General features: G+C 37.1%; 23 protein-coding genes and 3 riboswitches. Of the genes, 19 read left to right on the top strand and 4 right to left on the bottom strand.

Annotation, left to right across the window (positions count from 1 at the left end):
- Nucleotides 1–24: 24 nt before the first annotated feature.
- Nucleotides 25–636 carry a TetR/AcrR family transcriptional regulator gene (locus M3183_RS15515; RefSeq protein WP_251471056.1) on the bottom strand — a complete coding sequence of 204 codons (612 nt, stop codon included), beginning with the start codon at nt 634–636 and terminating at the stop codon, nt 25–27.
- A 232-nt stretch (nt 637–868) separates the two neighbouring features.
- Between M3183_RS15515 and M3183_RS15510 the strand changes: the two genes are divergently transcribed.
- The 10 genes from M3183_RS15510 (at nt 869) to M3183_RS15465 (ending at nt 8,955) form a co-directional block, all read left to right on the top strand.
- Entirely contained in the window at nt 869–2,035 is a 1,167-nt protein-coding gene (locus tag M3183_RS15510; RefSeq protein ID WP_251471054.1) for a S1C family serine protease, read from the top strand.
- A gap of 135 nt (nt 2,036–2,170) precedes the next feature.
- The gene (locus tag M3183_RS15505) at nt 2,171–3,010 is read left to right on the top strand and encodes a peptidylprolyl isomerase (protein WP_251471053.1); all 840 of its coding nucleotides are present in this window, start codon (nt 2,171–2,173) and stop codon (nt 3,008–3,010) included.
- A gap of 450 nt (nt 3,011–3,460) precedes the next feature.
- Complete coding sequence (locus M3183_RS15500) at nt 3,461–3,604, top strand: hypothetical protein (protein WP_251471052.1); 144 nt, start codon at nt 3,461–3,463, stop codon at nt 3,602–3,604.
- A gap of 56 nt (nt 3,605–3,660) precedes the next feature.
- The gene (locus tag M3183_RS15495; protein WP_251471051.1) at nt 3,661–4,104 is read left to right on the top strand and encodes a hypothetical protein; all 444 of its coding nucleotides are present in this window, start codon (nt 3,661–3,663) and stop codon (nt 4,102–4,104) included.
- 725 nt (nt 4,105–4,829) lie between these two features.
- Nucleotides 4,830–5,645, top strand: coding sequence for a ZIP family metal transporter (locus M3183_RS15490; protein ID WP_251471050.1), 816 nt, complete (start codon nt 4,830–4,832; stop codon nt 5,643–5,645).
- A 119-nt stretch (nt 5,646–5,764) separates the two neighbouring features.
- Nucleotides 5,765–6,319 (top strand): NADPH-dependent FMN reductase, encoded by a 555-nt coding sequence (locus M3183_RS15485; RefSeq protein WP_251471049.1) that lies wholly within the window; start codon nt 5,765–5,767, stop codon nt 6,317–6,319.
- A 209-nt stretch (nt 6,320–6,528) separates the two neighbouring features.
- The gene (locus M3183_RS15480; protein ID WP_251471047.1) at nt 6,529–7,248 is read left to right on the top strand and encodes an ABC transporter ATP-binding protein; all 720 of its coding nucleotides are present in this window, start codon (nt 6,529–6,531) and stop codon (nt 7,246–7,248) included.
- Nucleotides 7,245–7,997 carry an ABC transporter permease gene (locus M3183_RS15475; RefSeq protein WP_251471046.1) on the top strand — a complete coding sequence of 251 codons (753 nt, stop codon included), beginning with the start codon at nt 7,245–7,247 and terminating at the stop codon, nt 7,995–7,997. Before M3183_RS15480 ends, M3183_RS15475 begins: the two co-directional genes overlap by 4 nt.
- 278 nt (nt 7,998–8,275) lie before the next feature.
- Nucleotides 8,276–8,539, top strand: coding sequence for a hypothetical protein (locus tag M3183_RS15470; RefSeq protein ID WP_251471044.1), 264 nt, complete (start codon nt 8,276–8,278; stop codon nt 8,537–8,539).
- Between the two features lie 152 nt (nt 8,540–8,691).
- Nucleotides 8,692–8,955: a hypothetical protein gene (locus tag M3183_RS15465; protein WP_251471042.1), complete on the top strand. Its 264-nt coding sequence runs from the start codon at nt 8,692–8,694 to the stop codon at nt 8,953–8,955.
- A 123-nt stretch (nt 8,956–9,078) separates the two neighbouring features.
- On the opposite strand, the gene M3183_RS15460 is transcribed toward M3183_RS15465, so the two are convergent.
- Complete coding sequence (locus tag M3183_RS15460) at nt 9,079–10,422, bottom strand: amino acid permease (protein WP_251471041.1); 1,344 nt, start codon at nt 10,420–10,422, stop codon at nt 9,079–9,081.
- A 97-nt stretch (nt 10,423–10,519) separates the two neighbouring features.
- A riboswitch (glycine riboswitch) is annotated at nt 10,520–10,599 on the bottom strand.
- Between the two features lie 343 nt (nt 10,600–10,942).
- Between M3183_RS15460 and M3183_RS15455 the strand changes: the two genes are divergently transcribed.
- The 5 genes from M3183_RS15455 (at nt 10,943) to M3183_RS15435 (ending at nt 14,248) form a co-directional block, all read left to right on the top strand.
- The gene (locus M3183_RS15455; protein WP_251471040.1) at nt 10,943–11,812 is read left to right on the top strand and encodes a permease; all 870 of its coding nucleotides are present in this window, start codon (nt 10,943–10,945) and stop codon (nt 11,810–11,812) included.
- Nucleotides 11,813–11,825: 13 nt separating this feature from the next.
- Entirely contained in the window at nt 11,826–12,668 is an 843-nt protein-coding gene (locus M3183_RS15450; RefSeq protein WP_251471039.1) for a TIGR03943 family putative permease subunit, read from the top strand.
- A 69-nt stretch (nt 12,669–12,737) separates the two neighbouring features.
- Nucleotides 12,738–12,799, top strand: a riboswitch (Fluoride riboswitch).
- Nucleotides 12,800–12,864: 65 nt separating this feature from the next.
- Nucleotides 12,865–13,266: a fluoride efflux transporter CrcB gene (gene crcB / locus M3183_RS15445; RefSeq protein ID WP_251471038.1), complete on the top strand. Its 402-nt coding sequence runs from the start codon at nt 12,865–12,867 to the stop codon at nt 13,264–13,266.
- Entirely contained in the window at nt 13,266–13,637 is a 372-nt protein-coding gene (gene crcB, locus M3183_RS15440) for a fluoride efflux transporter CrcB (RefSeq protein WP_251471037.1), read from the top strand. Before crcB (M3183_RS15445) ends, crcB (M3183_RS15440) begins: the two co-directional genes overlap by 1 nt.
- A gap of 23 nt (nt 13,638–13,660) precedes the next feature.
- Nucleotides 13,661–14,248, top strand: coding sequence for an undecaprenyl-diphosphatase (locus M3183_RS15435; protein WP_251471036.1), 588 nt, complete (start codon nt 13,661–13,663; stop codon nt 14,246–14,248).
- A 16-nt stretch (nt 14,249–14,264) separates the two neighbouring features.
- Here the strand turns inward: M3183_RS15435 and M3183_RS15430 are convergent, their stop codons facing one another.
- Complete coding sequence (locus M3183_RS15430; RefSeq protein ID WP_251471034.1) at nt 14,265–14,618, bottom strand: hypothetical protein; 354 nt, start codon at nt 14,616–14,618, stop codon at nt 14,265–14,267.
- 280 nt (nt 14,619–14,898) lie between these two features.
- Nucleotides 14,899–14,960: riboswitch (Fluoride riboswitch) on the bottom strand.
- Nucleotides 14,961–15,219: 259 nt separating this feature from the next.
- Here M3183_RS15430 and M3183_RS27465 point away from each other — a divergent pair.
- The 4 genes from M3183_RS27465 to M3183_RS15415 all read left to right on the top strand — a co-directional run bounded on the left by M3183_RS27465 (nt 15,220) and on the right by M3183_RS15415 (nt 17,740).
- Nucleotides 15,220–15,714 (top strand): CBO0543 family protein, encoded by a 495-nt coding sequence (locus M3183_RS27465; protein WP_396953728.1) that lies wholly within the window; start codon nt 15,220–15,222, stop codon nt 15,712–15,714.
- Nucleotides 15,711–16,187, top strand: coding sequence for a CBO0543 family protein (locus tag M3183_RS15425; protein WP_251471032.1), 477 nt, complete (start codon nt 15,711–15,713; stop codon nt 16,185–16,187). Before M3183_RS27465 ends, M3183_RS15425 begins: the two co-directional genes overlap by 4 nt.
- 207 nt (nt 16,188–16,394) lie before the next feature.
- Nucleotides 16,395–16,991, top strand: coding sequence for a hypothetical protein (locus M3183_RS15420; protein WP_251471031.1), 597 nt, complete (start codon nt 16,395–16,397; stop codon nt 16,989–16,991).
- A 95-nt stretch (nt 16,992–17,086) separates the two neighbouring features.
- Complete coding sequence (locus tag M3183_RS15415; protein ID WP_251471030.1) at nt 17,087–17,740, top strand: DUF2642 domain-containing protein; 654 nt, start codon at nt 17,087–17,089, stop codon at nt 17,738–17,740.
- 82 nt (nt 17,741–17,822) lie between these two features.
- On the opposite strand, the gene M3183_RS15410 is transcribed toward M3183_RS15415, so the two are convergent.
- Nucleotides 17,823–18,323: a flavin reductase family protein gene (locus M3183_RS15410; RefSeq protein ID WP_251471029.1), complete on the bottom strand. Its 501-nt coding sequence runs from the start codon at nt 18,321–18,323 to the stop codon at nt 17,823–17,825.
- Nucleotides 18,324–18,527 lie beyond the last annotated feature (204 nt).

The following is an 18,527-nucleotide window of genomic DNA, read 5'->3' as shown; positions in this document are numbered from 1 at the left end:
ATTTCTCCTCATCCTATAAAATGATTACTTATGAAACCCTCTTTTTAGCAATTCCATATGTTCTATATATTGGTTTAATGCTTCTTCATCCGATAAATCCTTTACAAACACTTGAATTATGTTATGGAAGGTTACGGACATAATAATTTTTATCATCGATGGCAGGTCATGTTCATTTTTGATGTTTAGACTTCGAGTATCAATTAAGTCAAGCATTTTTAAATACTGGTTTTTTTGATTCTCCTCATAAACATTATTGGCTAATGTTTTTTCGAGTTTATAATTCATATTTAAAAAAGCATTTCGAAAGAAGTTTTTGTGTTCTGGATTTTTATGGTCTTTTAACATAAACTGAAATGCTTTAATAAATGTTTCAAATAAATCTCCGTCCTCTTCCTTCATAAAGGATATAAACCGCTCATAATTTTTTTGCGAGTACTGGCTTAGTACGTAGTAAAATAAATCCTCCTTATCCTCAAAATATTGATAAAAACTGCCTCGGGGAATCCCAGCTTTTTTGATAATGTTAGCAATCGCTGCTTCATGTAATGGAACTCTGGAAAACTCCTCCTTAGCTGATTCAATTAAAGTGTCCTGTTTATCGTTAGGTAAGTGGAAAAACGTTTGTTTTGGCATAATGACTCTCCTATCTTGAAAAGATGACACTGTGTCATGATTGATCACTGAACAAATTATATATGACACAATGTCATAAGTCAATTAAAAAGTGACAATGTGTCATAGTTTAAATTTTTAAAATCGAAGCACAAAAATATCTAATGTTGTTTAAGATGTTAATCATTTCTTAAGCTTTGAAGCTTAGAGTATAGATATCTAATAGTAAGAGATTAAAAGGAGATGTCTTGAAATGAATAAAAGAGGGATGAAGGGATTTACTTCCATACTGTCTGCAGGTGTGATGGGGTCAGCTGTGACTTTAGCTGTTATCCCTAATACCGACTATATCAAAAATCTATTTCCAAGCATTGAAAGTCAGCAATCTGTCAGTTCCCAAAATGAAGACTCTTCTGCAAATAAAGTTCAAGTTCAACCGACTGCTGCTTCAACTAATTCCGCAGCAGATATGGTGGAAAAAGTATCTAAGAGCGTTGTCGGTATTGTTAATTACCAGGAGCAAAATAATCGTTTTTACCGTAATGATACTGCCTCCCAAAGTGTTGAAAGCGGGTCCGGTTCAGGTGTCATTTTTAAGAAAACGAATGGAACAGCTTATGTTATCACCAATAATCATGTAATTGAGGGAGCCTCAAAACTTGAAATATCCTTGTATAACGGCCAGAAGACAACAGCTGAAGTTGTTGGGGCGGATGCTTTAACAGATTTGGCGGTATTAAAAATGGATGCCAAATATGTCACAGCAAACGCTGAATTTGGTGATTCATCCAAGCTTCGTCCTGGAGACCAGGTCTATGCGATTGGAAATCCGCTTGGTCTGGATTTGTCGAGAACAGTTACACAAGGGATTGTCAGTGCGACAAACCGCACCATATCTGTTTCAACCTCAGCAGGTGATTGGGAGACAAATGTCATACAGACAGACGCGGCCATTAATGCAGGAAATAGCGGCGGGGCTTTAATCAACTCACAAGGACAAGTTATTGGAATCAATAGTTTGAAAATTGCAGGGACGGGTGTGGAAGGATTGGGCTTTGCGATTCTAAGTAATGATGCTATCCCAATCATTAATCAATTAATTGAAAATGGAAAGATAAATCGCCCCTATCTAGGAGTCGGACTGGCAGATTTAGAAAAAGTTTCGCAGATGTACTTGCAGAAACTGCCTGATGAAATAACAGAAGGTGTCCTGATCACAACCATTGATTCTAATTCTTCCGCTTCACGCGGCGGGCTTCAAGAAGGGGATATCATTGTTTCTATGAATGGAACCAAGATCGAGAGTTCCTCAGAATTAAGAAAGTATTTATATACAAAAGTAAATTTTGGGGATGAAATCAAGTTTGGAGTTTATCGTGACGGTAAGCAAATAACAGTAAATGTAAAGCTGGCTGAATAAACAAGGGCGTTTCAGATGAACAGGCAGTCAGTTATATAGAGTAATTCTGACGTGAACATGAAGAGGACAAAAAGAAGCAGGGATTAAAGCTAAAGATTGTCTGTATGAATAATAGAAAGGGAGAATTAAAAAAGAATGTCCATACTAAAGCAAAATAAAAAGACAATCCTGCTTATCATGGGATTAATTGTATTAACAGCGGCAGTACTTGGTTTCACCTTAAAAAAAAGCGATACAGTTGCAAAAAGTAATAGCGAGGCCATTACAAAAGATGAATTATATAACGCAATGGTTAAACAATATGGTTCCGAAGCGGTAGACCAATTAATTTCTAATAAAATTGTTGAGTTAGAGGCCAAAAAGAAAAAAATTAGTATTTCTGAAAATGAGCTAAATAAACAGATAGAACAAATACAAGAATCATATGGTGGGGAGGAGGTATTTAACCAAGCTCTAGGAAGCAATAATACTACTCTTGCAGCAGTAAAAGAGAATATGAAAAATTTCTTATTGATTAAGAAGTTTATTGAACCTGAAATGAAGATTACCGATAAGGAAGTGAAAACGTACTTTGAGGAGAACAAAGATTCCTTTTCTCAGCCAGAACAGGTAAAAGCCAGTCATATTCTTGCTGCAGACGAGAAGACGGCAAGAGAAATCGAACAAAGGCTGGAAAATGGCGAAGATTTTGCAGCATTAGCAAAAGAATATTCAACTGATAAAGGTTCAAAGGCTTCAGGCGGAGAGCTTGGTTTTTTTGCAAAGGGAACGATGGTCACAGAATTTGAAGATGCTGCATTTTCATTGCCGGTTGGTCAAATTAGCAAACCGGTTAAAACAGATTATGGGTATCATATTATAAAAGTAGAAGCTAAAAAGAAAGCAGCAGCAGCAAATTATAATAACAGTAAAGCTGAAATAAAGGATATACTGCTGGACCAAAAAAGTGGAAATCGAGTACTCTGCTTGGCTTGAGAAAAAGAAACAGAATTATGACATTGAAAACACTCTTGAAAATGCCTAGCTGCAGGTTTGGATTTTTTGCAGATTTGGTGCTCATTTACAATAGTAATGGAAATTTTCTAGTGGATTAAATGGAATAAACGAAATGTAAACTGACGCTCAGAGGAATTCTTTGGGTGTTTTAGTTTTACTAAAAACAATGATTTTAAAGCCTCTATCAGGTTAGTGGGATTATGAAAGAGAATGAGCCATTTGATAGTGACTTATTAACATTGCCGCTTTCCGATTCAAATACTTTATAACTTCGATATGAAATCTTCGGCTGTTGGCTGAAAAGGCAATATAGTCAAACACACTTGCATCAGAATAGAATTTGTAAAGTCATAGGGTGATTGTTTTCCCTTAAAATTCTTTTTTAATTATGTTACGGTTAATAGGAAAATAATTCTAGGAGGATTGATTGTGAAAAAATTATTAATTTGCGGATTGGGACTTATTGTCGTTGGAACACTCGCACTTTCGACAAATGTCGGGGGCTCGGGTGAAGCAAACGCAAAGGACAACAGTGACTTAGTTCCGCAAATGTCAAAACTATTAATCATATGAGTGACGCGGACAAAATAAAATTCAAATTAGACGCCCAAGATTATCCGGAAAATCAAATGTTGACGGATGATTTGCAAGCGAAAGCCAATTACATAAATGAACACACGGAAAAGAACGAAGCACCCAAGCCGAATACCGACGTCTTGAAAGACCCGCAAGTTTTGGCGGCGGTTGATTATCTTTTAAATATAAAAGATGAAGATTTGCAAAATCGGATCTCCACATTAATGCCGTTCGGCGAATTAATGCTTTACAACACATATCCGAAAGGGCAATATCCGCCCGTATTGATTGATAAAGAATACAAAATTTATGTCCCTATTTTGAAGCAATTGAAGGCAATGTCACAAAGCGAAGCATTGGACTCAATCATTGACCAAACACTTTCGAAAATGCACGAAGCATGGTTGAACGACGACGCAGAAATGTATCTTGGGGCGAGGAACAAAATAAACGTTATTAAGCAAACTTCGGAAGACCGAATAAGAGAATCACTCTAATGAGGATTGAACGGAATTGAACGCCGCCCAAATAACTAACACTGGGGGCGGTTCTTTTTTATCTTGACAAGTCTCCCTTTTGACATCAAACCAGACTGCTTGAACCTAATCCATAATGGCAACCGGCGATTTGCAATGGTTATCTCAAGTTTTGTCTATACTTTTAGATAATGCTATTAAATATCCTAATGAGGAAGAAGAATAAACCTTATTGTAACATTTTATTTTGCAGTCCGTGATACGGAAATTGGGAGCTGAAAAGAAGAGCTCAATCGTATTTTTGAATGGTTTTATCGTGCGGATAAATCCCTTTCTAGAAAAATAGGGTATGGGCTTGGTCTTTCTATTGCCAAATGAATTTTAGACACGCATCAGGGAATAAATCGAAGTCCAAAGTGAACCCGGAAAAGGGAACGCATTTATGGTCAGATTACAATAGCGGGTTTCAGGTCCATTGTAAGGAGAATACAGGTGGTTTACAACACATAGGTACAATCAAAGGGGCTGCGGCTCCATTGATGTATTTTTTATTGTAAGAAATATTAAATTGATTTAGAAAAAAGAATTTTTGGCTAGTAATGGAAAAATTTGAAAAACTATGTCTAAAGGGATTTAATTATAGAAAGTCAAAATAATTGACTATCTTTTGGCTTATCATTAAAATGTTTCACAAGGGAAACATTTTGAGCTAAATCCATTTTTGTTACAAAAAGGAGTGTCCCGCTATGATAGATTTTTTTCAAACCTTTAATCCGATTGTACAGGCATTTATCGCTACTTTGTTTACATGGGGTATGACGGCAATAGGAGCTGCACTCGTTTTTGCAACCAAAACGGTTAATCAGCGGCTGATGGATGGAATGTTGGGGTTTGCCGGTGGGGTCATGATTGCAGCCAGTTATTGGTCGCTGCTTTCTCCAGCTATCGAAATATCAGAAGACCACCCAATAGGGCCCTGGTTTCCAGCCGCATTGGGATTTTTATTGGGCGGTATTTTTTTGTGGGGAATAGATAAAGTTTTACCCCACCTTCACCCGAATGCTCCGATTGGGAATGCAGAAGGATATCATCCAACAGAAAGAAAAAGAAGTACATTACTGGTACTGGCCATCACATTACATAATATTCCAGAGGGGTTAGCTGTCGGGATTGCTTTTGGAGCATTGGCCAATACAGGGACCGAGGCTTCTTTAGCAGGTGCATTGACATTAGCCCTTGGAATCGGTATTCAAAATCTTCCGGAAGGTGTGGCAGTCTCTATGCCGTTAAGAGGAGAGGGAATGTCTAGAAGAAAAAGCTTCCTCTACGGACAGTTTTCGGGAATGGTTGAACCGATTGCCGCAGTCATTGGCGCTTTTGCCGTTGCATTTATTGAACCATTACTGCCTTATGCTTTAAGTTTTGCAGCTGGAGCCATGATTTTTGTTGTAGCAGAAGAAGTGATTCCAGGATCACAAGAAAAAGGCAACAAAGATTTAGCCACCATGAGTTTAATGGTTGGTTTTGTCTTGATGATGATTCTTGATGTTGCATTGGGATAGCAGGTATAAAATATTTCAGCTGCGTTAAAATATCCGGTGGTAATTGTATTTTTTGACAGATAAAATTATTTTGATTACAATTATCTTGAATCTGAAATAAATTGGGAAGGTGATTGTTTATGACGAAAGTTGCTGTTTTACTTGGTAGTCTAAGGAAGGAATCTTTTTCAAAAAAACTGGCAGCAAATGTTGCTGCTTTATTCCCAGAAGGATATGAAACAGAGGTAGTAGAAATCGGTAATCTTGCTTTATATAATCAAGATTTTGATGATGAAAACAATGCTCCCGCAGAATACACATCATTTCGCAGCAAAATGAAGGAAATGGACGCTGTTTTATTTGTCACTCCGGAATATAACCGTTCTGTGCCAGCTGTATTAAAGAATGCCCTGGATGTTGGTTCTCGTCCATATGGTGCGAGTGTTTGGAATGGAAAACCTGCCGCAATCATCAGTCAATCTCCTGGTGCTTTAAGTGCATTTGGCGCAAACCATCATTTACGACAATCCCTTGTTTTCTTAAATATGCCAATTTTACAACAGCCAGAAGCTTATATTGGCAATGTTGCTGATTTATTAGATGAAAATGGAAAATTAAAAAATGAAGGAACAGTTCAATTCCTGCAAACCTTCGTTAATGCGTTTGTTGATTTGATTACGAGATATAAAGGATAAACAAATTAACCTAGTATCTTCTATATAACTCGTGACTTGATTTTTAAAGCAGTACGGCTATGATGCCGTGCTGTTTTTTGCATAATAGAGGGACAGGAACTTTAAAATAATGGTAAAATCACCGGTGATTTTGCGAAGGGATTTTCCTTTTATGAAATTGTAAATTACTATATACTATCGTTTATGCAGGATTGAAGGAAGTGAAACTGATGAATTCAGCCATACAATTTAATAATGTCCATTACGCCATTGATAACCAGCCCATATTAAAAAATATTACTGGGTCTTTTTATGAAGGAGAAGTCACAACTTTAGTGGGTCCTTCTGGAGCCGGGAAGACGACACTGCTTAAATTATGCAATGGTTTGTTGTCCCCCAATACCGGAGAAATTCATATAAATGGTAAAAATATTGATGATTATGACCCAGTGGAATTACGAAGATATGTAGGAATGGCACTTCAAAGTGCACCAATGATTGCTGGCACTGTATATAAAAATTTAGCCTTGCCCTTAGACTTACAAGGTCAGCAGCTCTCGAAAAATCAGGCAGCAGATTTATTACAAGATGTCGGGTTAGGAGAGGAATTTTTACATAGAAACAGCAGAGAATTGTCTGGAGGGCAGCGGCAGAAGGTATCAATAGCAAGAACACTGGTGAACCGTCCGGAAATATTACTGTTAGACGAAATCACGTCCTCATTAGATCAAGTTTCTCAGAAGGAGATTGAGGAGCTGATTGTAAAAATTAACCGCAAGTTTGGTGTGACAATTATCTGGATTACCCATAATTTACAGCAGGCCATAACCGTTGGAACATACACATGGGTAATGATGGCAGGAGAAATTATTGAAGAAGGGAAAAGTGATTTGTTAAAATCGCCAAAAAATGAACAAGTGAGACAGTTTGTGAAGGGAGAATTGGAATGAGTCCTATTGCACTAATATTTTCACTGATTTTCGTACTAATTCCAATTGTTTTATCCAAAACTTTTAACCTTGGGCTGGAAAAAGACACCGCCATTGCAGTTGTCCGTTCGATTATCCAATTGTTTGTGGTTGGGTATGTGCTTAAATTTGTGTTTGATTCCGAAAGTATCATTTATATTTTCTTAATGGTAGGGGTCATGATTGTTGCTGCCACCCTGAATGCCCGTAAAAAAGGGGCCGCGATTAAAGGAATAACGTGGAAAATTGCCGTAACGTTAATTTTTGTTGAAGTATTGACACAAAGTATTTTGCTTGGCTTTAATATTACACCACATACGGCACAATACATTATTCCAATCAGCGGGATGATGGTTGGTAATGGGATGGTGCTCGCAATCCTGTTTCTGAATCGGTTTATTGCAGAGACAGAAGCACGGCAAGACCAAACAGAGCTCATACTTTCTCTAGGTGGAACTCCCAAGCAGGCGATTCACACTCAGCTGATTACTTCAATTAAAGCAAGTATGATTCCGACAATTGAGAGCCAAAAAACGATTGGGCTTGTCCAGCTGCCGGGCATGATGAGCGGGCAAATTATTGCTGGAGCCAGCCCTGTTCAAGCTGTTCAATTTCAATTGCTCGTGCTATTTTTGCTGCTGACGGCTGCTTCGGTCACATGTGTTATGCTGGGATTTTTATCCTATCGAACCATGTTTAACCAACGGATGCAGCTGGTATGGGGGAGATAATGGGTTGTTGTAACTGATTACACAAATGAATCTGTGAAGCTTTTTTTGAATAGAGAGGAAAGTGCCTTTTTTAAAAGAAAGCGGGATGGCCAGAGGACAAAGAAAAAAGGCTCCAACGGTCAATGGAGAAGAGCTGGATGGCCCGCGGACAAAGAAAAAAGGCTACAACGGTCAATGAAGAAGAGCTGGATTACCCGCGAGCCAAGAAAAAAAGCTTCAACGGTCAATGAAGAAGAGCCGGATGGCCCGCGGACAAAGAAAAAAGGCTACAACGGTCAATGAAGAAGAGCTGGATTACCCGCGAGCCAAGAAAAAAAGCTTCAACGGTCAATGAAGAAGAGCTGGATTACCCGCGAGCCAAGAAAAAAAGCCTTAACGGTCAATGGAGAAGAGTTGGATGGCCCGTGGACAAAGAAAAAAAGCTTCAACGGTCAATGAAGAAAAGCTGGATGGCCCGCGGACAAAGAAAAAAGGCTTCAACGGTCAATGAAGAAGAGCTGGATTACCCGCGAGCCAAGAAAAAAAGCTTCAACGGTCAATGAAGAAAAGCTGGATTACCCGCGAGCCAAGAAAAAAAGCCTTAACGGTCAATGGAGAAGAGCCGGATGGCCCGCGGACAAAGAAAAAGGGCTACAACGGTCAATGAAGAAGAGCTGGATTACCCGCGAGCCAAGAAAAAAAGCCTCAACGGTCAATGGAAAAAAGCTGGATGGCCCGCGGACAAAGAAAAAAGGCTACAACGGTCAATGAAGAAGAGCTGGATTACCCGCGAACAAAGAAAAATAGTTCCAACGGTCAATGGAGAAGAGCTGGATGGCCCGTGGACACAGAAAAACGACTTCAACGGTCAATGAAGAAGAGCTGGATTACCCGCGAGCCAAGAAAAAAAGCCTTAACGGTCAATGGAGAAGAGCCGGATGGCCCGCGGACAAAGAAAAAAGGCTACAACGGTCAATGAAGAAGAGCTGGATTACCCGCGAGCCAAGAAAAAAAGCTTCAACGGTCAGTGGCTGCCCTCCCCGCTGCGAAAAAGAAAAAAGCCCTCCCTTGAACAAGGGAAGGCAAAGCCATTTAACCTTAACTAATTTTTTCTCCGAACTCCATACAAAACAAACAATAAAACAAACCATAAAGGCGTCATTAATAAAGCTGTCCGGGTTTCTTCTGCAATCCCCATGATGATTAAAATCAATAGAAAGAATACAAGAACGGCATAATTAATAAATGGTGCGAACGGAGTTTTAAAGATTGATTTTTTTCGTAAATCCGGGCGTTTTTTGAGATAGCGGATATGTGAGATTAAGATGATGCTCCACACCCAAATAAAACAAATCGCACTTATTGTCGTTACGATGTTAAATGCCTGATCTGGAATCAGTTTACTTAACAGAGCACCCATTGACAGCACAACCGCAGATAAAAGCAGTGCGTTGCTTGGTACACTGTTTCTATTTAATTTACCAAGACTTGCAGGTGCCTCCTTATGCCTGCTTAAATTAAATAGAATTCGGCTGGTTGAAAATAAACCACTGTTGCACGCGGAGGCAGCCGATGTTAAAACAACAAAATTTATTATCCCAGCAGCAATTGGAATTCCCACTAAACTAAAAGTTTTAACAAAAGGGCTGCTGGCAGCATTCAATTGATTCCAAGGATTAATACATAATATTATAAACAGGGCACCCACATAGAAAAATAAAATCCTTAATGGAATCTTATTAATGGCAGACGGAATGTTTTTTTGTGGATTGGCTGTTTCAGCTGCCGAAACACCTACCAATTCCACCCCTACAAAGGCGAATATGACCATTTGGAAAGAAAGCAGGAAACCATTGATTCCGTTTGGAAATAATCCTCCATACTGCCACAGATTTTTTACAGAAACGGTTCCTGTATGTGTTTGAAAGCCCATGACTAGCAGGATAACCCCGACAATAATAAGGGCAAGAATCGTAATGACTTTAATGATGGCGAACCAAAATTCTAATTCACCAAAAAGTTTAACCGTTAGTAAATTCAATCCCAATAATACAATTAAACAAATGATTGCAGGAATCCATTGCGGAATATCAAACCAATATTGTACATAAACACCGACTGCGATAATATCTGCCATGGCTGTCATAATCCAGCAGAACCAATAGGTCCAGCCGGTAACATAGCCTGCCCATGGCCCGATATAATCAACGGCAAAGTCTGTAAAGGATTGGTATCCGGCATTCGATAAGAGCATTTCGCCCAAAGCTCTCATGACAAAAAATAAGACAATCCCAACAATTAAGTAGGCAAGGATAATAGACGGACCGGCTAACTGTATCGCCTTTCCTGCCCCAAGAAACAAACCTGTTCCAATCGTCCCGCCGATGGCAATGAGCTGAACGTGCCGGTTTTTTAGCTCTCTTTTTAATTCCTGATGTTGTGCCATGTTGATTCCTCCAGTTAATAGTCTTATAGAACGCAAAAAAGAGATTGGAATTCTCCAATCTCTTAAAAATAGAATGACAAATAGAAAAGTAAATAAGATATACTTTTCTGTCCTTTTGCCTGAGATTGTGAACCCTTCGGCGCCGCAACAAGCTGCGTTCTCTCCAGAAACTGCTCCTGTTATAGTATGACCCATAACAATCTTCGCTTTTATGATGGCATGAACTGCCTTTGTAGTATGTCGAAAAATGTATAGTAATAAGGTTAACACACTTTACTGAAATAATAAATACTTAAAATTGTTCGCTAAATTGAAAACATATTAGGACATTTCATATTTATTTCACATTTGTTTTGTAAAATAGATGTTATTTTACTAGAATCGTTGAATTTTATAATAAATGGTCGATTGGAATATCCCTGCCAATTAAGGAAAACAAAAAGATATCCAATTCCAATTTACTTTGATATGATAGTGGATGTTTTTCAAACCTATTGTGTTGATCACAGGAGGAACTTTCATGGATCGAATATTGCAATTAAATACTATTTTTATAAGTATCGTGATAGAAGCTATCCCGTTTATTGTCCTCGGGGCATTTGTTTCTGCATTGATTGAAGTCTTTATTTCCGAAAATACAATGCTTCGAATTATCCCGAAGAACCGCTTTTTATCTGTTATTTTTGCTAGTTTAATGGGGATATGTTTTCCTGGCTGCGAGTGCGGGATTGTTCCTATAGCGGCCAGATTGATAAAAAAGGGGCTTGCACCATATGCGGCCATTTCTTTTATGCTGGCTGCACCAATTATTAATCCGATTGTTTTATTCGCAACATTTATTGCATTCGGTGATAGCTGGGAGATGGTTTGGTACCGCGCAGGCTTGGCGATTGCTGTTGCTGTTGCGACAGGAATTGTTTTATCTTTCATGATCAAAGGGAATCAGCTGAAAATGAATACGGAAGTACATGTTCATGACCATTCCCATCAGAATACGAAACAAAAATTTATGAGTGTCATCACACATACAATTGATGAATTTTTTACGATGGGGAAATATGTAGTGCTGGGCTCGCTTATCGCTGCTGCCATGCAGGTCTATATTCCAACCAGAATATTGACTACATTAGGTGGTACACATGTAACTTCCATCTTGGTCATGATGATTTTGGCCTTTATTTTATCAATTTGTTCAGAAGCAGATGCATTTGTGGCATCTTCTTTTCGAAATTTCTTTCCCAAAACTTCAATTGTTTCGTTTCTAGTATTTGGGGCAATGGTAGATATCAAAAACCTGCTGATGATGTTTGGAACCTTTAAACCTAAATTTGTGGTTCTATTAGTTTCGTTAATTTCATCATTTGTATTCATTGGCTCACTTTTTCTGTAGGGGATGATCCATCATGTTTCGAGTTGTAATATTATTGCTTTTTACCAATTTATTTTTTATGCTCTATTCTACTGGAAATATTTCGAAATATATCAACATGAAATATGCCCTTCTCTCTAAGAGTATGATTGCAGTGTTTTTGTTATTGACACTGGCTGAAGGCATAAGGTGGTATCGTTCAGACAAAGAGAAACATCACCATCATGAGCATCATGAAATAGGAAGATCAAAAGGGAAAAAAATAAGAAAGTTCTTGTCTTATTCATTTGTTTTGATCCCTGCTCTTTCTGGGGTTCTTTTACCTGTTGCTACGCTTAATTCAAAATTAGTGGATGCGAAAGGATTTCAATTCCCAGCCCTAGAAGATGGAAACGATAAATATGGGATGCATCAAGTTCTTAATCCAGATATGAGTCCATTTATGGGGAAGGACGCCTTTTTAGATTTGGTTGACAAAGAATCCAAAACCTATAAACCCAAAGGCCAAATTAGATTGACAGATCAAGATTATTTGGTAGGATTAGAAGTTATTTATAATGATTCTGGTGATTTTACAGGAAAAAAAATAACGATCAATGGTTTCACCTATAATGGTCCCAACTTAAGCAGTAACCAGATATTTTTACTTCGCTTTGGGATTATCCATTGTGTGGCTGACTCGGGAGCGTTTGGCATGATGGTTCAGTTTCCAAAGGATGTACATTTCTCAAATGACGAATGGTATCAAGTGACTGGAGTATTAGATACGGTTTATTACACACCAATGAAAGCAAGAATTCCTATAATAAAAGTATCAAGCTACAAAACCATTAGCAAACCAAAAGATCCTTATGTTTATCGAAACAGTCTGAATTAATGTAAGGTTAAGCATTTAATAAACATATTTTTATTGGATTTATAAGGCTCTTCGTATATAATCAATATTATTCGAATAGGCGATGGAGTTCGCCATTAACCGTCTTTGAGACTAATGACTCCTACCGGTGATGATACTTATTACTGGTAGGAGTCTATTTTGTTTTAAAGGAAAATTTTGTAAGGGAGTTTTAGGAATGAATATTGCATCTGTTGGAGCAGGTGGATTTTTAGGAGCCATCTTTCGATATTTGGTTGGCAAAATAATTCCTTCTCAGTCTGGATTTCCATTAAGTACCTTGGTCATCAATCTTTTAGGATGCCTTTTTCTGGCATGGTTTTTTACAATTACGGCCAAACGAAAGAATATCAATCAAAACCTGATTCTAGCAATTGGCACTGGTTTTACGGGTGCATTTACTACATTTTCTACCTTTTCTGTAGAGACCATGTCCCTGTTTAGCCATGAACAATTTATAATTGCAATTCTTTATGTGTTAATAAGCATTTTAGGTGGATTAGCATTCGCTCTAATCGGTGTTACATTAGGTTTATTTTTTGTTGGACCAAAAAGGAAACCAAAAGGAGAGACTGAGTAATGTTGTTTGTAGGTGTTGGAGGTATATTTGGAGCCATTTCGAGGTTTTTATTGGGGAAGTGGATTGGCGGCCGGATGCCTGGGTTCATCCCATTTGGAACTTGGATTATTAATATAAGTGGTTCATTTGTTCTTGGTCTGCTTGCTTCTTTACATCTAAAGGATGCAGTTCCAGAGTGGGCTTGGTTTCTTTTCGGGACAGGCTTTCTGGGGGCCTATACTACTTTTTCAACCTTTGGGTATGAAACGATTCAAATGTTAAAAATCAACAAAAAGAAGAACGCTATTTTTTATGTAACCAGTTCGGTACTGTTGGGAGTTTTATTTGCTTGGATTGGAAGTTTTGTTGCAAATGCTTTTATCGTTCAATAAACATGTAAAGGGGAAAATTAAAGTTGAATTATAAATTGTTTCAATATATTAACCAAATGGCAGGTCATTTTCCTTTATTAGATGATGTAATGGTTTTTGCTACTCAAAAGGCATTGGTTGTTTTTGCTATTGCATTACTGCTCATGTGGATTTTTGGGAAAGAAAACTATAAATACTCGGTGGTTTATGCAGCCATCACAGGAGTTTTAGGATTGTTCATCAACTTTATTATTGGTCAAATTTATTTTGAACCCAGGCCATTTGTAACCCATAAAGTTCATACATTGATTGCACATGCTGCAGATGCGTCATTTCCAAGTGATCATACAACGGGTGTATTTTCACTTGCTCTTGCTGTATTCTTCTTCCATCGGAAATTAGGTTTTGGTCTGCTTTTATTTGCTATTTTAACAGGTTTTTTACGTATTTATGTTGGTCATCATTATCCGTTTGATGTGCTTGGGAGTATTATTGCAGCAATAATAGTAAGCATCTTTATATATAAAATTAGGTCTTTATTGCAGCCAATACCACGAACTATTATTAATATTTATAATCGAATCCCCATCGTTCCCAAAAATATCGAAAGTGAAAAGGAACTTAACCATTAACAAAAATTCCGGCTTTTTACTTAACACAGTTTTTTCTTCGGGATGTTTCAAATAATTGTCGTCGGGGAACCTTTAAAATCGCAGAAAAATTTCCATTGTTATTTATTTCTATATCATCCAATATCTTATCTTTCCAAAAGCCGCTATTTACAATCTCATATCGTATTTTACCCCCTTTATCTATATTTTTTTGAAATCCCTCAATAACAATGCCATGTTCCCCTGATGAAAATAAGGTAGTGTAATGAACTGGTGTTTCAACACCAACACTCCAATTTAAAATTTCCTCAGCATAAGATGGACAGCCAACTACCATAATTAGGGTAATAAAAATGATAAAAATTGTAGAGAATTTCTTAAACATAAACATATTATCATCTCCTTAATTTTGTTAAAACAAAGCCTGTGTTGTTGGTTGTTATTGAGTTTTATTACCCTGTTAATTTTGAGGAAGTCACGAAGACTCCTCGTTTTTTCAGTTCCTGCAGGAGTACATTTGAGAGGTAGATCCCACAGGGGATAGCGCAAAGGATGGCTCTTAAATGCCCGCGGAAAGTGGGAAGCGAAGTGCAAGGAGCTTAACACAACAGTCAAGATTAACCTGCCAAAACAAAAAAAATAACTCCTGCCGAGGACATGGGAAAGCATAATCTTCGACAGGAGTCATTAGCCTTTTAGGCGGTTAACGGTGAACTCCATCACCTATTGATTTATATACTTACTTTTTCCCAGGTGTTTATATTTATGCAAGACATTTTGAATTTCTATATAAATACGCTTAAGTTTTTTTCAAATGTAAATATACTGCTTCAGGCAGTTTTAACATTTAAAATTACCCTTAGTCATTATAAAATCCCTTAGTAGTATATAGAGTTTGATTTTGTTAAATACTGCTAAAGGATTTATAAATTCTGACCATTTAGTATTTGATATGAAAACCTATGCATACAACAGGAGGTGGGTCTTAAATTATGCTGCTTGAATATAAAGTAATCATTTTATTATGGATTACAGGTCTTATCTCCTTAATAAAATTTGTACCAAAAAATCGGCGTCGGAGAATGTCCTTTGCCGTTTTATTATGTCAGGCCTTTACCTGGTTAAGTTCTATGTTTCATGTGAAATACCATTTACTTTCATTTCCCGTTAAAGAGTTTCCCAAAGCAACGGATTTATTAATTACCACAGAATATTTATTGTATCCGCTAATTTTTGGATTTTATATCATCTATGAACCGAAAAAAAGTATCTTGTCCCGTATTAGTTATTTATCGTTTTGGATTTCAATTTTAACAGTTTTGGATGTCTTACTTGAAAAATACACCGACCTAATAGAATACGTACATTATGATTGGTACTGGACATGGGTTAATTTTTTTGCTTTATTTTCCATCTCTAACATCATTTATCAATGGTGTTTTACTGATTTACCACTTCTCCGAAAGCATGAAAGGACAATTCGATGAAATTAGAATGGGGTATTTTAATTTCTGTTTGGATTATTACAGTGTGCATGGTTTTTATTATTCCTAAAGAGAAAAGACGAATAGCATTAGCCGCATTTTTATTCAAACAAGGGGTTACATGGCTTTCTGGATTAGCTGTCGTTGAATATCATCTTATTTCATACCCTGTACGCCTTTTTTCGGATATTAACCGCTCAAGTTTTACATTCGAGTTCTTTGTTTACCCAGTCGTCTGCGGCGTTTTTAATTCATATTACCCAAAATCAAGAGGGAATCTTTTCAAGTTCTTATACTTTTGTATTTACTGCACTATTCTTACTGTTATTGAAATCCCAATTGAGAAATATACCAAGATCATAAATTACATAAACTGGGCGTGGTATTGGACATGGATTACATTATTTCTCACTTTTTTGTTAACGAGATTGTATATTCTATGGTTTTTAAAAGGTATTTCAAAGGAAATAGACTAATTTTTCCCTTAGTACATATCCAAAAATGTATTTTTGAATAAAAGGGACGATCCTTGGACTCCCTGTAAAAGGAAGATAAGATTCACCCCTTTTCGTTTTGGTTGCTTGCCTTATTTCTATAAAAACAAGCATATGACTAGTCCCTTGCTTTCCCATGATACATATAATCGTAGTACAAACATCTTATAGTAAAGGGGAAGTCGATGAATGAATATTAACGCAAATGGTCAGATGGTTAGACTTGGAAAGCATGGGGGTCTGTTGTTAGGAATAAATTCAGATTTTCTAACTTTATATTCTGAAGCAGAAGGAATCATCTATTACAGTATGCTGCATGTAAAATACTTTACGGAGCATGTAAAACCCGAAAATCATCCTGCCATTACGCTGCCAGAAGGAGTAACATATGACCCAGATTTCACCCTTGAATCGTTGACGGAAGAAACACCATATCCTTGGGTAAGAATCAGTCTTGGAGGCCCTGAAAAAGTAGAAGGTATTTTAGAAAGTCTTGATGATGATTTTCTAACATTAATTTTCCATGAAGAAATCATTCGGGTTGCAAGATATCATATTAAAACAATCGGCATTGGTGAAAAGCCAAAAGAGGAAAAAGCTGAGGGCAGCGAGGAACATAAAGAGGCTAAGTCCGATAAAGGTGAAGAGAAAAAACAGGAAAAAGGTGAAGGAAAAAAAGGAGATAAAAAAGAATCAGGAAACGACAATACTAAAAAAGCAGACAAGGGTAAGAAGAATGATAAAGGGGAAAAAACGGGCGAGAAGGATAAAAAGGGTAAGAAGTGAGCCCCGCTTATATTGCGGATAAGTAAAATCGTAGTAATGAAAGGTGTATAAAGAGACTTTTTTAATCTATGCAGGAATTGATTGGAGGTGGGGGAATGGATTATAAACACCTGATTGGTGAAACCATCACATTAGAGCTATCCGGCAATTTAGAGATAACAGGGGTATTGGTTGATATTAGCAACGATTTAATGGTCGTGTTTGATTCTAAAGATTATCTTTATATACCAAGAATTCATATTCATCATTTCAAACGTGAAGATGACAGTGATAAACAAATTTTTCCAGCTGATATTGAATACAAACAAGATGAAGGAATTTCGTTAAGAAAAACGTTAGTGAATGCGAATGGATTATTTTCAGAAATTCTTTTGATGAAACATAATCCAATTTATGGATATGTAGTCAGTGTTATGAACGATTATTTATTGTTTTACTCTCCTGTTTACAAACACATCTATATTTCGTTAAACCATATTAAATGGTTAATTCCTTTGCCATTTAATCAAATTCCGTATGGCATTGATATTGAAAAAGTACCATTTAACCCCTCAAATATACCATTATCCCGGACATTTGAAGAACAAATTGAAAAATTTGTTGGTAAAATTGCGGTGTTTGATTTAGGGAACAAACCTCATAAAACAGGTTTGATTAAGAAAATTTCGGATCATACCATTGAGTTGATAACAGCTCGTTCAGAAATGTACTATTTAAATCTCAGACATATCAACTCGTTTCATTCTTAAAGTGGAGAGGCGTTTGCGGGCTGCCTGAAAAGGAAGCACACGAACGCCTTTTTTAAATTTATTTTTCAACTTATATGGGGTGTTATTGATGATAAAAATCTTTAGGGATTGGACCGAATACTCTTCTATGGTAAAGCAATGGATTTTTTGCTTTATCAACTTTCAAATCTATTACCTCTCCGATTAATACGGTATGATCCCCAGCCTCTACAGCTTTATATGTTTGACATTCAAATACACCAAGAGTGCCTTCAAGTATCGGAAGTCCGTTACTAGAAAGATTCCAGCTGCATTTGCTGAACCGGTCCACGTTTTTTCTGGCAAACGTTTGACAAAGTTCTGCCTGATTTTCTGCTAAAACATGGACAGCAAATTTTCCGCCTTTTGTAAAAGCCTTAATGGAGGATACTCCATGATCAATCGACCAAAGAAGCAGTAAGGGGTCAAGGGATACGGAAGCAAATGAATTAACAGTTAGACCAACCGGCGTTCCATCTTGAGTCTTTGTGGTGACAATGGTCACTCCTGTAGGGTAATTTCCCATGACTTGTTTAAACAAATCCTGTCTTTCTTCTTTATTCATGCTTTGTCTCTCCTTTTTAAACCCCATTTTAGGGTTTTTTTAGTTTAGCAGACGCAGAGAAATTTATAAATTATGGAATAATTCCTAAGCGGTTCAGGGTGCTAAAATAGGACTTCCATTTTCGTCCATCCAAACCTTTCCAGAAAAAACTTGACAGAATGTTTCATAAAAGTTAACATTAATAACATAAAAATTTAAATGACT

It is taken from the genome of Neobacillus mesonae (assembly GCF_023715155.1).
GTDB lineage: Bacteria > Bacillota > Bacilli > Bacillales > Cytobacillaceae > Neobacillus > Neobacillus mesonae_A.
The sequence above is the reverse complement of the archived record's forward strand: the minus strand, read 5'-3'. Positions and strand labels throughout refer to the sequence as shown.